Here is a 15,033-nt window from a genome sequence, read left to right on the forward strand (position 1 = left end):
TCACTTACAGAGCCTTTATTACTACGATAAACGCCTTGTTACTACGATTTGCAAATAATCACGCAAAGGGAGTCCCATGTCAATAGACATAGCAGAGAAGTTAAAGTTGATTAGAGAGTCAGAAAGACTGAATAGGAAGGAATTCAGTGAGTTAACTGGCGTTCCATACAGTTCACTATCTAGTTATGAAACAAGATCTAAAGGGATGGGATTAGATGCCGCGATGAAAATTCTAAGTCACCCACGGTTCGAAAAATACACATTGTGGTTTATGAGTGATCGAATATCCCCAGAATCCGGGCAAATAGCACCGGCACTCGCACACTTTGGGCAAGATGCAACAACCTCGCAGCACTCAGACCAAAAGATTGGTTAAGCATTCACCTAAGTTATTTATTTAACACTTTTAGGGTAAGGGCTTGCTGCATACCTGAAAGTAGAATCTTCCTTGGAGGGCTTCGCGATGGCGATTAAGAAGCTCGAAGATGGTCGATATGAAGTGGACATTAGGCCGAACGGGCGCAACGGAAAGCGCATCCGTCGGAAATTTGATAGGAAACATGAAGCACAAGCTTTTGAGAAGTACATAACTGTCAGCTATCACGACAAAGAATGGCTCTCAAAGCCTACGGATAAAAGGTCATTATCTGAGCTGGTTAAATTGTGGTGGAACTACCATGGCAAGAACAATGACCACGGGCAGTCCTACCTAAGAAAACTGGAGCGCATTACGCGAATGATGGACAACCCAGCCGCATTTCAGATTGATAAATCTCGCATTACAGCTTATCGATCGGCGCGGTTAGCCGAAGGCATTAAAGCATCCAGCATTAATCGCGAAATGACAGCGATAAGCGGGATGTTTACCGACCTTGTCGACTCGGGGCTTTACTGTGGTGAGCATCCGATTCGCGGCAGCGGCAAGCTCAAAGAAGCCAATACGGAAATGACTTATCTTGCCCGCGATGAGATAAGCGCATTGCTACTGGCGTTAGATGGCGATAACCGCCGGGTGGCCGTTTTGTGTCTTAGCACTGGCGCACGTTGGGGAGAGGCCATCAAACTCAAAGCTGAGCATGTCATTCACAACCGTGTGACCTTTGTGCAGACGAAAAACGGGAAACGGCGCAGCGTCCCTATTTCTCAGGAAGTCTCTGACGAGATCGTATCCCAAAAATCTGGGTTATTGTTTCCACAAGCCTCTTACAGCAATTTCCGAGAGATTCTTAAGGCAACCAAACCCAACCTACCCCACGGGCAAGCATCCCATTCGTTACGTCATACATTCGCCACTCATTTCATGATGAACGGGGGCAATATCATCACGCTCCAGCGAATACTTGGCCATGCGCGGATTGAGCAAACAATGAACTACGCTCACTTTGCACCTGATTTTCTTCAGGATGCAATTTCCTATAATCCGCTGGGAGGAAAAATCCATGTTTAGCGTCCACATCGCGTCCACACATAGATAGTTTTCTGGTGGTTGTAGTTGTCTGTAGTGCAACTTAACCACCTGTTTTATATAGACAGCACTGTTATTCAAGGCAAGAAAAAGGCCGCCGAAGCGGCCTCGTCATAGCAGGCAGGTTAACTGTAGGCGTTGAGCGTGCGCTGGCACAAGGCGGAGCGGACGCAGTCTTGTTTATCAAAGCGGATGATGCCGATCATTTCATCCTCTTCGAAGCGCTCCATCGCATCGCTGAGGCCGGACTTCACGCCGCGCGGTAAATCGCACTGGGTTACGTCACCATTGACGATTACCGTTACGTTCTCACCCAAACGGGTCAGGAACATCTTCATCTGGCTGGCGGTGACGTTCTGGGCTTCATCCAGGATAACGACCGCATTTTCGAAGGTACGCCCGCGCATGTAGGCGAAAGGCGCGATCTCTACCTTGCCGATTTCCGGGCGCAGGCAGTATTGCATAAAGGACGATCCCAAGCGGCGCACCAGAATGTCATACACCGGGCGGAAATAAGGGGCGAACTTCTCAGAAATATCCCCGGGCAAGAAACCGAGGTCTTCATCCGCCTGTAAAACCGGACGCGTAACAATAATCCGATCCACTTCTTTATGTATAAGGGCTTCTGCCGCCTTCGCGGCGCTGATGAATGTTTTGCCGCAACCGGCTTCGCCGGTGGCAAATATCAACTGCTTTTTATCTATGGCGATTAAGTAATGACCCTGAGCTTCGGTTCTAGCCTCGATGGGAGAGCTATCGCGCTTGTCTCGCGCCATGCCGATAGACTCAACTCCACCCATTTGTACCAGCGAGGTTACGGACTCTTCTTCCAGCTGGCGATGACTACGAGCGTCACGACGAATAACGCGTTTCGCTTCACGACGTGCTTTGATCACTGCTTTTTGTCTCATAGTGGCACCTTACAGTTTGTTTCACCTACCGCAGCGGCCTGGCCGCGCGATTATGTTTCACACACGGATTAGGTTTTGGCTTCCTTCAGAGCCAATAAAAGCCAATAGACGAAGTGAATACGCGGGCGTTGTAGCGCACCGTTTTTTCACGGGAGAACGCGGTTGCGTAATTAATTGTGGAGTAAAAAGTGACAAGAATTTGTCATGCCAAGAATGCGGAGTTGCCGGGAAAAGAGAGTCGGAGAGAGAACCCTCGTTACAACGAGAAATCAGAGAAGGTGTATTGTTTTTTCTTTCCAGCCCAACCAAGGACTTTACCATTAGCGATCCCCGCAGTGTTATTTACAGCTTCCGCTGTGCACCTTGTGAAAACTACCGCCAGATGATTACAGTATAATGACATTCAAACCCAGCGCGTTACTAAAATGTAAAAAATTTTAATCTTTTTTGTTTTCAGATAGCGCCAGAACACTATATCACGCTGTTTACGCCATTCCAGAGAAATTTTATCACCCAGTCAGATCAAATAGTTATGATTAAAAGTGCCGGATGACATTTTGGTTTCCTGATTAAATTTCGCACAAACAAAAACGCGGTTTTATCCGCAATGTCAGCGGCACGCCTTCCCCCTGGCGCCGTACTTCATTAATAAAAAAGGCGGGAAATCTCCCGCCCTGAAGTACCAGGTATACGCGCCCAAGGTGGGCCGAAAGTGCTTTTACTCGAAGGAGTAAGAGACGCTCACGCCGCCACCCCAGTTCCTGCCCGGCGCCGGTTCGTAATAACGGCCGTTGCCTTCATTGACGATGACCGAGCCAACATATTGGCGGTCAAACAGGTTGTCCACGCGACCGAAAACGTTAAGCATCCAGTTCCCCACCGGATAGCGGTAGCCGGTATTCAACCCCACGGTGGTATAGGACGGTGCCTGTTCGGTGTTTTCATCATTCACCTGGATGTCGCTCATGTAGCGCACCTCCGCACCGGCATACCAGCCTTCCGGCGGGGCCCAGGCGAAGGAAGCGAACCCCATATTGCGTGCGATGCCCGGCATGCGGTTGCCGCTTGGCACTTTATTGGCCTCCGTACACTGGCTGTCGCCGCACACGTCATCCCGGTAGCGCGCATCCAGCAGCGTCCAGGCCAATTGCAGCCGCCAATCGTAGGCAAACTGCTGGTCCAGCGCCAACTCCAGCCCGCGCCGACGGGTTTGCCCGGCGTTTTTGTAGCTGGTGCGCCCGTTGCTGCTCTCATCGACGACAATTTCATTCTTGGTGTCGGTCTGGAAAACGGCGGCGGTCAACAACCCGTTGCCGATACGCGTTTTGCTGCCAAACTCCACCGTATCGCTGGTTGCCGGTTTCAGGCCGAAATTGAGCCCGCTTTGGTCGCCGGGGCGATAGGACAACTCGTTGATGGTCGGGGTTTCGAAACCGCGACCGGCGGAAAGATACAGGTTCCAGCCGCGGCTGACGGCATAATTGAGTGAGCCGGCCGGCAACCACTGATGGTAGCTGGCGCTGCCGCTGTCATCGCCATTGCTGCCGGTGACGTAGTGATCGTTGGAATCAAAATTGACGGTGCTGTAACGCGCACCGGCATCCAGCGTCAGTTGCGGGGTCAGTTTCCATGAAGTTTGCAGATAAGGGTCCACATTCCACATCAGGTTGCGTTCGTTGCGGCGCAGCGCGCCCTGGGTGCCCAATTCGGTCACGCCGTTGGACTGGGTAAAGTTTTCATACCCTTTACGCTGTTCGGTCATGGTTGCATAGTCCAGACCGCCGGTCAGAGTGTAAGGCACCGCCACCAGTTCGCCACGGTGGGTCCAGCGCGTATCAATCCCCTGATAATGACGCGTCAGGTCAATCACCCCGCCCGGGTGCTGTGCGCTGCGCTGCTGTACCGCGACCGGGATCGACTGGTACTGAGTGGTTTCGCGTTCGCCGGCGTACATCATCACGCTCAGGTCATCATTGACGCCCATCTGGCGTTCATAGTGCAATCCGGCCTGGGTCTGCGAGGTGGTTTTGCGCGTATTGTATTGATCGGCTCGCGGTGCCTGCCGTGGGTTGTCGTGCCATTCGGCAGACGTCAGGCCGCCGGGATCGTTGGCGTTGATATCCACGCTGTTGAACAGCAGCGTAAGCGTGCTGACATCGTCGATACGCACGCCCAGCTTGGCGTTGCCGAGGTTCTTTTGCGCACCGCTGTGGTCGCGGAATCCTTGAGTGGTAAACCGCGTGCCGGAAATGCTGTAGTTAACGTCGCCGGCATGGCTGCCATCCCCGGTTGCCCCGGAGGCTTTGACGCCATTGCGCCAGGTGCCGTAGCTGCCAAAATAACTGCCCGCCTCAATGCGGTTGGGCTGTTGGCCGGTTTCGGTTTCCACATTCACCATGCCACCGGAGGAGTTGCCGTAAAGCGCGGAAAACGGCCCTCGCAGCACTTCCACCTTGTCGACCGAGTTCAGGTCGATATTCGAGGTTTGCCCCTGCCCATCCGGCATGGTGGCCGGAATGCCGTCCACATAGATCCGCACGCCGCGCACGCCATACATAGAACGTGCGCCAAAACCCCGCACCGATAACTGCAAATCTTGCGCATAGTTCTGGCGGTTTTGAATTTGCAGGCCAGGCACGCTGCCCAGGCTTTCAGACAGGTTGATCTGAGGCTTGGCGTCACGGATTTGATCGCCATTCACCACGCTGACGGCGGCGGGCGTCGAGAGTTCGGAAAGGCCGCTGCGTTTGGCGGTCACCACCATGGTCTGTTCACTCTCGCTGTCTTGCGCATAGCACAATGAAAGGGGCAGTAAGGCGGGAATGACGATGGCGGACGCCAGCGTATTTTTACGGGTGTTTTTCATCAAGAGAATGCCGTTAAAGGGATCGGGAAATCTGAACCGTCTGGAACAAAATGGCTGGCATGTTAATACTTTTAACAAACAAATGAAAACAGTTAGCCATAATTAAAAACCCGGATTCCCGGTTGCGCAAGGCCATGGAATATTTAAATAAGATCGGTTCGCTGCGGAGGGCCGATGAAAAAAGGCGGGATGAACCCGCCAGATTGAATATGACTAGGCTTTCAGCAAACCGCTGCCAAGGTAATCATTGCCGTCTTTCACCCCCGGCAGCGCAAAGAAGTACCCGCCGCCAATCGGCTTCACGTACTCTTCCAACGCCTCGCCGTTCAGGCGTTTTTGCACCGTCAGGAAGCCTTTCTCCAGATCGGCCTGATAGCAGACGAACAGCAGCCCCATTTCCAGTTGGCCGGAATTGGACACGCCGATCGAATAGCTGTAACCGCGGCGCAGTAACAGATTGCTCTGGGTTTGCGGTGTGCGCGGGTTCGCCAGGCGGATATGCGCATCCATCGGAATGGTTTTACCCTCGGGATCTTTCGCGTAGTCCGGCTCGTCGTGCTCATGCTTCATGCCGAGCGGCGCGCCGCTGTGCTTTTCACGGCCGAAGATGGTCTGCTGCTCCTGCAACGGCGTGCGGTCCCAGAACTCGACGTGGAAACGGATAATCCGCAGCGCCTGATAGCTGCCTCCTACCGCCCAGGCCGGCTCCCCGGCGTTGTCCGCCACCCACACCACCTGATCCATCAACGGCTTGTCGCCGGTTTTCGGGTTGGCGGTGCCGTCTTTAAAGCCCAGCAGGTTGATCGGCGTTTCTTTGCCTTTGCTGCGCGCGGCGTGAGCGGAAATAAAGCCTTCCCGCTTCCAGCGCACGCTGAGCAAGTCCGGGGAATGCTTGATGATATCGCGCAGCGCGTGGATAACCGTTTCATTGGTGTTGGCGCAAATTTGCAACACCAGATCGCCATGACACAGGCTGGCGTCCAGCGAGTCGTTGGGGAAACGCGTCATCTTTTGCAGCCGCAGCGGTTTTTGCCCCTGCAGGCCAAAACGTTCGTCAAACAGCGAAGTCCCCACCGACACGGTGATGGTCAGGTTGTCCGGATAGATCTCCGGCCCCATGATGCCCGAGTCGAGCGGCGGCAACTTGGGATCAACCTCCGGCGCCTTGCCGCCGCTGGTCAGAAACGCAATGCGGGCAGTCAGCAACCGGAACAGACGCTCCAGATCCTGCTTGTTGCTTGCCAGCACGTCAAAGGCCACCAACATCATTGCGGCCTGCTGCGCGGTGAGGATCCCGCCCTGATGCGCGCCATAGAACGGCTGTTTCTGCCAGCGCTCGTCCTGCGATGCCGCCAGCGGTTCGGCGCCCTTCTCTGCGGCCTGCGTCAAACGGCTGCCGCCCAGCGCCAGAACACCCAGCCCCAGCCCCTGCAGCAAACGACGGCGTGACGGTGACGCCGCGCCTGTTGATTGCGGATGCGGCCCGTTGCCCGGGCCGATCTTGTTACTCATAGTGCTTGCCTCAATCCAGACCCAGTACGCCACGCAGTTGTGACAGGTCTTCCGCCAGGGTAGTGATCGGCCCTTTCATTGCGTTACGATCGGCGTCGGTCAGCTTCTCGTAAGACTCATAGCCGTCTTTGGTTTTGTATTTTGACAAAATGCCATCAACGGTTTTGAAGTTGGCGTCAATCTTGTCAAGCAAGGGTTTGTTGGCCTTAACCAGCAGCGGACGCAGCAGGTTAACGATTTTTTGCGCACCGTCGACGTTGGCCTGGAAATCCCACAGGTCGGTACGGCTGTAACGGTCTTCTTCACCGCTGATCTTGCTCGCCGCCACTTCCTCGATCAGGCCGGCCGCACCACCCACCACCTTGCTTGGCGGGAAGGTCAAATCGCTCACGCGCTTTTGCAATTCAACAGTGTCGTTGTACAGGCGATCGGCATATTTGCTCATGTCCTTGGTGGTGTTGTCGGCAAACAGCGCTTTCTCCAGACGGTGGAAACCGGTGAAATTCGGATCTTCGGCTTTCTTCTCGTAGTCGTCTTCGCGGGCGTCAATGCTGCCGTCCAGATCGGAGAACAGCTCTGCGATCGGCTCGATACGCTCGTAGTGCTGGCGGGTCGGCGCATACAGTTTGCGCGCTTGCGCGACATTGCCGGCTTTTATCGCGTCGGTGAACAGCTTGGTCTGCTTGACCAGCCCTTCCACTTCTTTAGTGACGTAAACCTTGTACTCGGCAATCGGCCCAACCAGATCCAGAGCGTTAGGTTTGCCGTCGGTAGCCGCACCCGCCGTAACGATCAGTTTGCCTTTCGGGTTGCTGAGCAGCCCGCAGGTCATATCGTATTCGCCCGCTTCCAGATTGGCGGTCATCTTCTGGGTGAAACCCGGCGCAATGTTTTCGCGCTCTTCCACCACCATCACCCCTTTCAGGATTTCCCATTCCACGTTTTTCTGGCTGGTGTTGTGCACCACAAACTGGGTTTTTCCGGCCGGCACGGTCAGTTGCATCGGCTCGCACTGCTTGTCGTTAACGGTAATCTTCACCTGCGGCACGTCCGCCGCCAGGGCATCGATGCTCAGCGCGAACGCCGGGATAGCCAGTAATGCTGCGTGCAACGCCTTGCGGCGGAATAACGGAGTAGACATACAAGATTCCCTATTAAAATTAATGATTGATTTTACGTTGCGCCGAAACCGCTGCCGGCTCCACACGCTGCGGCAGGAAAAAGAAAATCAGCGCCGGGATCAGATACAGGAAATAGACCGCCACTTCGCTCACCGTCGGCGCTTCCTGGTAACCGAAGATGCCTTCAAGCAGGGTGCCAAACAGCGAATGGGTGGACAGATGGTTGCTGAGATCAAACGCGATATCCTGGAAATGGTTCCACAGCCCGGCTTCGTGGAAAGCGCGGATCGCCCCGGCGGCCAGGCCGGCGGCAACGAACAGGATAAACAGGCTGGTCCATTTGAAGAATTTGGCCAGGTGCAGCTTCACGCCGCCCCAATAGAGAGCCATGCCGAGCACGATGGCGGCGACCAGGCCGAGCACCGCGCCAATCGGCGCTTCGATGCCGACGTCCTGCTGGAAGGCCGCCAGCAGGAAAAATACCGACTCCAGCCCTTCGCGGGCCACGGCGAAGAATACCATCGCCACCAGCGCCCAGCCCTGGCCTTTGCCGGAATTGAGCGCGCTGTCGATGGCGCCTTCCAGATGCACCTTGACCGATTTGGAGACCTTACGCATCCAAAACACCATATAGGTGAGGATCAACACCGCAATCACCGCGACGATGCCTTCGAACAGCTCCTGCTGTTTCTGCGGGAATTCGCCGGTGGTTTCATTAATGAAAATGCCGAGCGCCAGGCACAGGGCAGCGGCGACAATCACCCCTATCCACACCACGCCTAGCCATTGACCGCGCTGGGTGCGTTTCAGGTAGCTGGCGATCAGGCTGACGATCAGCGCAGCCTCCAGCCCCTCACGGAACATGATAAGGAAGGGAACAAACATAAGTAATAACCCCTAAAAAGGCTTCTGCCGCGAAGCGTCCGCACGCCAGGAATGGCCGCAGCGCTAATGTAAAGAAAAGTAAAACACAACGATAGTGATTATCATTCTGCCAAGAAGAAATACAAGGGGAGCAAGGGTGATTTTTTCTAATCAAATGTCGCGAGGTGTTTCCGGCGGAGGACAGAAACGACGAAGTGAAAATGACAAAGGGCGCATTAAGCGCCCTTCGATACCCGTACTGCGAGAGGGTTAAACCGTTTTGAACTCAGCTTCCGCCTTGTCGAAACGTTCGGTCATGGTGGCCGAAGGCTGGCGGCCCATCAGGCTCACCACCACAATGGCGATGCAGCCGAACAGGAAGCCCGGGATGATTTCATACAGATCCAGCCAGGCGAAGTGTTTCCAGACAATCACCGTCGCGGCACCCACCAGCATGCCGGCCAATGCGCCGTTGCGGGTCATGCGTGACCACATCACCGAGATCAAGACTACCGGACCAAAGGCGGCGCCGAAGCCGGCCCAGGCATAGCTTACCAGGCCCAGCACGCGGTTTTCCGGGTTGGCGGCCAACGCGATCGCCACCAGCGCCACGACCAGCACCATGATGCGGCCGACCCATACCAGCTCACGTTGGCTGGCACCTTTACGCAGGAAGGCCTTGTACAGGTCTTCGGTAATCGCGCTTGAACACACCAGTAACTGGCAGCTCAGGGTACTCATCACCGCCGCCAGGATCGCCGACAGCAGAATGCCCGCCACCCACGGGTTGAACAAAATCATCGCCAGCTCGATAAACACGCGCTCGCCGTTTTGCGACACGTTGCCCGCCTGATCCGGGTTGTTGGCGAAGTAGGCAATACCGAAGAAACCGACGGCAATGGTGCCCGCCAGGCACAGGATCATCCAGGTCATACTGATGCGACGTGCGCTGCGGATGGTGCGGTGGGAATCCGCCGCCATGAAGCGCGCCAGGATGTGCGGCTGGCCGAAGTAACCCAATCCCCAACCCAGCAGCGAAAGGATAGCCACAAAGTTCAGGCCTTTCAGCATGTCGATGTTGGCCGGGCTCTTCGCTTCAATCACCAGCATTGAAGTATCGATACCGCCTACCGCCAGGATCACGAATACCGGTGTCAGGATCAGCGCGAAAATCATCAGGCTGGCCTGCACGGTATCGGTCCAGCTCACCGCCAGGAATCCGCCGATAAAGGTATAAATGATCGTGGCTGCCGCACCGGCCCACAGCGCCGTGCCGTAACTCATGCCAAAGGTGCTTTCAAACAAGCGCGCGCCGGCCACGATGCCGGATGCACAGTAGATGGTGAAGAACACCAGGATAACAATGGCGGAGATCACCCGCAGCAACTTGCTCTTGTCTTCAAAGCGGCTGGTGAAATAATCCGGCAGCGTCAGGGCGTTATTGTTGGCTTCGGTATGCACGCGCAGCCGCCCCGCCACCAGTTTCCAGTTGAGGTAAGCGCCAATCGTCAGGCCAATGGCAATCCAGCTTTCCGAGATGCCGGACAGGAAGATGGCGCCCGGCAGGCCCATCAGCAACCAACCGCTCATATCCGATGCGCCGGCGGAGAGCGCGGTCACTACGCTGCCCAGGCTGCGGCCACCCAGAATATAGTCGTCGAAGTTATTGGTTGCCCGGTAGGCAAGTAAGCCGATTAACACCATCCCGAAGATATACACCAGGAAGGTCACCAGCATAGGTGTGCTCATTGTCATGAAATTCTCCACTCTCATTATTATTTCGCGCTGTATTGCGATATTTGCTACTTGCCGATCCGCCGGAACGAGGCGAAATGGCGAACAGGCTGCGAGTGAAAATAGTTTCCTCCCGCAATTGTCTGACCGCCGGCTATCCTAGATGACCTGTTCGTTATCCAACAAGACATTTAACAACAAAGTTACACAAAGTTTACCCTGCGTCACATTTAACCGTTTTTACGGTTGCACCATTCACCCTCAAATCAAGTTGCACCTCCAGCAACCCTGCACTTACCCCTTGTATTGCTGGGGACAATGAACTCAAACAGCCAACTGCAGCCTCTATGGCAGAGAACCCAGCAAGAATCGTGCCGGTTGCCGATGTTAAAAAATCGATGAAACTCACACTTCGTTCATCGTCCTGATTTAACACGGTTGCACAAAGTTGCAACATGCTGGATATTGTCTGCATTATTCGCACCGCATAACGTACGAACCTATCCCAACAGCCTATGTGGCCCGTAGTTTGTATAGCCTGATGGGATAGGTTCTTTAACACAGGAGTTGGATTGGCATGGGCACTACCACAATGGGCGTGAAGCTCGACGAAGCAACACGCGACCGGATTAAAGACGCGGCACAGCGTATCGACCGCACGCCGCACTGGCTCATCAAGCAGGCCATTTTCAATTACCTCGAGCGTCTCGAGAACGGTTCCGATATTCCTGAAATTCCAGCACTTGCCGCCGCGGCCCAGGCCGAAGCGGACGACATTATGCCGCAAGCGCTGGAAGAGTCCCACCAGCCATTCCTTGAATTTGCAGAACAAATTTTGCCGCAGTCGGTCAACCGGGCCGCCATTACCGCCGCTTATCGCCGCCCGGAGACCGAAGCGGTGCCGATGTTGCTCGAACAGGCGCGATTACCTGCCGATCTTGCCAAAGCTACCCATAAGATGGCTTACGACATCGCCGAGAAGCTGCGTAACCAAAAGAGTGCAAACGGCCGCGCCGGCATGGTGCAAGGTCTGCTGCAAGAGTTCTCGCTTTCCTCGCAGGAAGGCGTGGCGCTGATGTGCCTGGCGGAAGCCCTGTTGCGCATTCCGGACAAGCCAACTCGCGATGCGCTGATCCGCGACAAAATCAGCAACGGCAACTGGCATTCCCACCTCGGCCGCAGCCCGTCGCTGTTCGTTAACGCCGCCACCTGGGGCCTGCTGTTCACCGGCAAGCTGGTCTCGACCCATAACGAAGCCAATCTGTCCCTTTCGCTGAACCGCATCATCGGCAAAAGCGGCGAACCGCTGATTCGCAAAGGCGTGGATATGGCGATGCGCCTGATGGGCGAGCAGTTCGTGACCGGCGAAACCATCGCCGAAGCGCTGGCCAACGCACGCAAACTCGAAGACAAAGGCTTCCGCTATTCCTACGACATGTTGGGTGAAGCCGCGCTGACCGAAACCGACGCGCAGGCCTATCTGGTATCCTACCAGCAGGCTATCCACGCTATCGGCAAAGCCTCTAACGGCCGCGGTATCTATGAAGGCCCGGGCATTTCGATCAAACTCTCCGCCCTGCACCCGCGTTACAGCCGCGCGCAGTACGAGCGCGTAATGGAAGAGCTTTACCCGCGCCTGCTGTCGCTGACCTTGCAGGCCCGGCAGTATGACATCGGCATTAACATCGACGCCGAAGAAGCTGACCGTCTGGAGATCTCGCTCGATCTGCTGGAGAAGCTGTGCTTTGAACCGCAACTGGCCGGTTGGAATGGCATTGGCTTCGTGATCCAGGCATATCAAAAACGCTGCCCGTTCGCCATCGACGCGGTTATCGACATGGCGCAACGCAGCCGCCGCCGCCTGATGATCCGCCTGGTGAAAGGCGCCTATTGGGACAGCGAGATCAAACGCGCCCAAATGGACGGGCTGGAAGGCTATCCGGTATACACCCGCAAGGTCTACACCGACGTGTCTTACCTGGCCTGCGCCCGCAAACTGCTGGCGGTGCCAAACCTGATTTACCCGCAGTTCGCCACCCATAACGCCCACACATTGAGCGCGATTTATCATCTGGCGGGCAACAACTATTATCCGGGTCAGTATGAGTTCCAATGCCTGCACGGCATGGGCGAACCGCTGTATGAGCAAGTGGTGGGCAAAGTGGCCGACGGCAAACTGAACCGCCCTTGCCGCATCTATGCGCCGGTCGGCACCCATGAAACGCTGCTGGCGTATCTGGTGCGCCGCCTGCTGGAAAACGGCGCCAACACCTCGTTCGTTAACCGCATTGCCGACGCCACGTTGCCGCTCGACGAACTGGTCGCCGATCCGGTCACCGCAGTCGAGGCCCTGGCCGCAAGCGAAGGCCAGATTGGCCTGCCGCACCCGCGCATTCCGCTGCCGCGTGAGCTGTATGGCGATAAGCGCACCAACTCCAGCGGCCTGGATCTGTCCAACGAACAGCGTCTGGCCTCGCTGTCCAGCGCACTGTTGACCAGCGCCACCCAGCCATGGCGTGCAGAACCCATTATCGACGCCGAGCTGGATCAGGGCGTGGAACAGCCGGTGATTAACCCGGCCGAGCCGGGCGATGTGGTCGGTTACGTGCGTGAAGCCACCGAAGCGGAAGTCAGCCGGGCGCTCGACGCCGCCGCCGCCGCCGGCCCAATCTGGTTCGCTACCCCGCCTTCCGAACGCGCCGCCATTCTTGAGCGCGCCGCAGAACTGATGGAAGGCCAGTTGCAAAGCCTGCTGGGCATCCTGGTGCGCGAAGCGGGTAAAACCTTTAACAACGCCATCGCCGAAGTGCGCGAAGCGGTCGATTTCCTGCATTACTACGCCGGCCAGGTGCGCGACGACTTCGCCAACGACAGCCATCGCCCGCTGGGCCCAGTGGTCTGTATCAGCCCGTGGAACTTCCCGCTGGCGATCTTCACCGGCCAGATTGCCGCGGCATTGGCGGCAGGCAACAGCGTGCTGGCCAAACCGGCCGAGCAAACTCCGCTGATTGCCGCACAGGCGGTGCGTATTCTGCTGGAAGCCGGTATTCCCCAAGGCGTGCTGCAACTGCTGCCGGGCCAGGGTGAGAGCGTCGGTTCGGTGCTGGTCAACGACGCCCGCGTGCGCGGCGTGATGTTTACCGGATCCACCGACGTCGCAGGCATCCTGCAACGCAGCATCGCCGGTCGCCTGGATCCGCAGGGCCGCCCAACGCCATTGATCGCCGAAACCGGTGGCCTGAACGCCATGATCGTCGACTCTTCCGCTCTGACCGAACAGGTGGTGACGGACGTGGTCGCCTCGGCCTTCGACAGCGCCGGTCAGCGCTGTTCCGCACTGCGTATCCTGTGCATTCAGGAAGACGTGGCGGAACATACGCTGCAAATGCTGCGCGGCGCGATGGCCGAATGCCGCATGGGTAACCCGGAACGCCTGTCTACCGACATCGGCCCGGTGATCGACGCCGAAGCCAAAACCGGCATCGAACGTCATATCCAGGCGATGCGCGCCAAGGGCCGCAAGGTCTATCAGGCGGCGAAAGGCAATGCGCAGGATGAAAAAGAGTGGTCACGCGGCACCTTTATCAAGCCGACGCTGATCGAACTGGACAGCTTCGACGAGTTGCAAAAAGAGATCTTCGGCCCGGTGCTGCATGTGGTCCGCTTCCAGCGTACCAATCTGGAGTCGCTGGTCGATCAGATCAACGCCGCCGGCTATGGCCTGACGCTGGGCATTCACACCCGCATCGATGAAACCATCGCCCGCGTCACCGAACGCGCCAAAGTGGGTAACCTGTACGTTAACCGCAACATGGTTGGCGCGGTCGTCGGCGTGCAACCCTTCGGTGGCGAAGGCCTGTCCGGCACCGGCCCGAAAGCCGGTGGCCCGCTGTATCTCTACCGCCTGCTGGCCAACCGGCCGGACAACGCCGTTCAGCGCACCCTGAACCGCCAGGACGACGAGCGCCCGCTGGAAGCCACCGCGCGGCCGCAGCTGCTCAATGCCCACCAGGCGCTCGAGCAGTGGGCGATTGCCGAAAAACAAAGCGATCTGGTGCAGTTGGCGCAACGTTACGCCGAGCTGGGCCAGGGCGGCACCGTTCGACCGCTGCCGGGCCCGACCGGCGAACGCAACACCTACGCCCTGCTGCCGCGTGAGCGCGTGCTGTGCCTGGCGGACAACGAGGCCGATGCGCTGACCCAACTGGCTGCAGTGCTGGCAGTTGGCAGCAGCGTACTGTGGCCGGAAGCCGAATTGCAGCGCACGCTATACCGCCGCCTGCCGACGGCTGTTCAGGCACAAATCAGCTTCAGCAAGGACTGGCAGCAAGATAAGGTGGAATTCGACGCCGCCATTTACCACGGCGACGCCGATCAGCTGCGCACCCTGTGTGAACAGATCGCCCAACGCAGCGGCGCGATCGTCTCGGTACAGGGCTTTGCGCACGGTGAAACCAACATCCTGCTGGAACGCCTGCTGATCGAACGCTCGCTCAGCGTCAACACCGCCGCCGCCGGCGGTAATGCCAGCCTGATGACCATCGGTTAACCTTTAAAGAG

10 protein-coding genes are annotated in these 15,033 nt (G+C 56.8%); 3 read left to right on the top strand and 7 right to left on the bottom strand.

All coding sequences use genetic code 11. From position 1 onward, the window contains the following. Nucleotides 1-76: 76 nt before the first annotated feature. Together ACTJJ1_RS08930 and ACTJJ1_RS08935 are read left to right on the top strand one after the other, a co-directional pair. Nucleotides 77-376, top strand: coding sequence for a helix-turn-helix domain-containing protein (locus ACTJJ1_RS08930; protein WP_072071899.1), 300 nt, complete (start codon nucleotides 77-79; stop codon nucleotides 374-376). A gap of 87 nt (nucleotides 377-463) precedes the next feature. Continuing rightward, nucleotides 464-1,447: a phage integrase gene (locus ACTJJ1_RS08935; protein ID WP_440833223.1), complete on the top strand. Its 984-nt coding sequence runs from the start codon at nucleotides 464-466 to the stop codon at nucleotides 1,445-1,447. Nucleotides 1,448-1,590: 143 nt separating this feature from the next. On the opposite strand, the gene phoH is transcribed toward ACTJJ1_RS08935, so the two are convergent. The 7 genes from phoH to ACTJJ1_RS08970 all read right to left on the bottom strand — a co-directional run bounded on the left by phoH (nucleotide 1,591) and on the right by ACTJJ1_RS08970 (nucleotide 10,948). After that, nucleotides 1,591-2,376 carry a phosphate starvation-inducible protein PhoH gene (gene phoH, locus ACTJJ1_RS08940; RefSeq protein WP_004945903.1) on the bottom strand — a complete coding sequence of 262 codons (786 nt, stop codon included), beginning with the start codon at nucleotides 2,374-2,376 and terminating at the stop codon, nucleotides 1,591-1,593. A gap of 718 nt (nucleotides 2,377-3,094) precedes the next feature. Continuing rightward, the gene (pqqU, locus tag ACTJJ1_RS08945) at nucleotides 3,095-5,242 is read right to left on the bottom strand and encodes a TonB-dependent receptor PqqU (protein ID WP_440833225.1); all 2,148 of its coding nucleotides are present in this window, start codon (nucleotides 5,240-5,242) and stop codon (nucleotides 3,095-3,097) included. 213 nt (nucleotides 5,243-5,455) lie between these two features. Beyond that, entirely contained in the window at nucleotides 5,456-6,754 is a 1,299-nt protein-coding gene (gene efeB, locus ACTJJ1_RS08950) for an iron uptake transporter deferrochelatase/peroxidase subunit (RefSeq protein ID WP_020453875.1), read from the bottom strand. Between the two features lie 10 nt (nucleotides 6,755-6,764). Continuing rightward, complete coding sequence (gene efeO / locus ACTJJ1_RS08955) at nucleotides 6,765-7,895, bottom strand: iron uptake system protein EfeO (RefSeq protein ID WP_004945914.1); 1,131 nt, start codon at nucleotides 7,893-7,895, stop codon at nucleotides 6,765-6,767. A gap of 19 nt (nucleotides 7,896-7,914) precedes the next feature. Continuing rightward, complete coding sequence (efeU, locus tag ACTJJ1_RS08960) at nucleotides 7,915-8,760, bottom strand: iron uptake transporter permease EfeU (RefSeq protein ID WP_004945916.1); 846 nt, start codon at nucleotides 8,758-8,760, stop codon at nucleotides 7,915-7,917. Between the two features lie 249 nt (nucleotides 8,761-9,009). After that, nucleotides 9,010-10,494, bottom strand: coding sequence for a sodium/proline symporter PutP (putP, locus tag ACTJJ1_RS08965; RefSeq protein WP_004945919.1), 1,485 nt, complete (start codon nucleotides 10,492-10,494; stop codon nucleotides 9,010-9,012). A gap of 193 nt (nucleotides 10,495-10,687) precedes the next feature. Then, a complete protein-coding gene (locus tag ACTJJ1_RS08970; protein ID WP_145917155.1) occupies nucleotides 10,688-10,948 on the bottom strand; it encodes a hypothetical protein in 261 nt (86 codons plus the stop codon). Between the two features lie 102 nt (nucleotides 10,949-11,050). On the opposite strand from ACTJJ1_RS08970, the gene putA reads away from it, so the two are divergent. After that, nucleotides 11,051-15,022, top strand: a complete 3,972-nt coding sequence (putA, locus tag ACTJJ1_RS08975) for a trifunctional transcriptional regulator/proline dehydrogenase/L-glutamate gamma-semialdehyde dehydrogenase (RefSeq protein ID WP_440833229.1) — start codon at nucleotides 11,051-11,053, stop codon at nucleotides 15,020-15,022. Nucleotides 15,023-15,033: the final 11 nt, after the last annotated feature.

Source organism: Serratia sp. 22264 (assembly GCF_052045345.1).
In the GTDB taxonomy this organism is placed as follows: domain Bacteria; phylum Pseudomonadota; class Gammaproteobacteria; order Enterobacterales; family Enterobacteriaceae; genus Serratia; species Serratia plymuthica.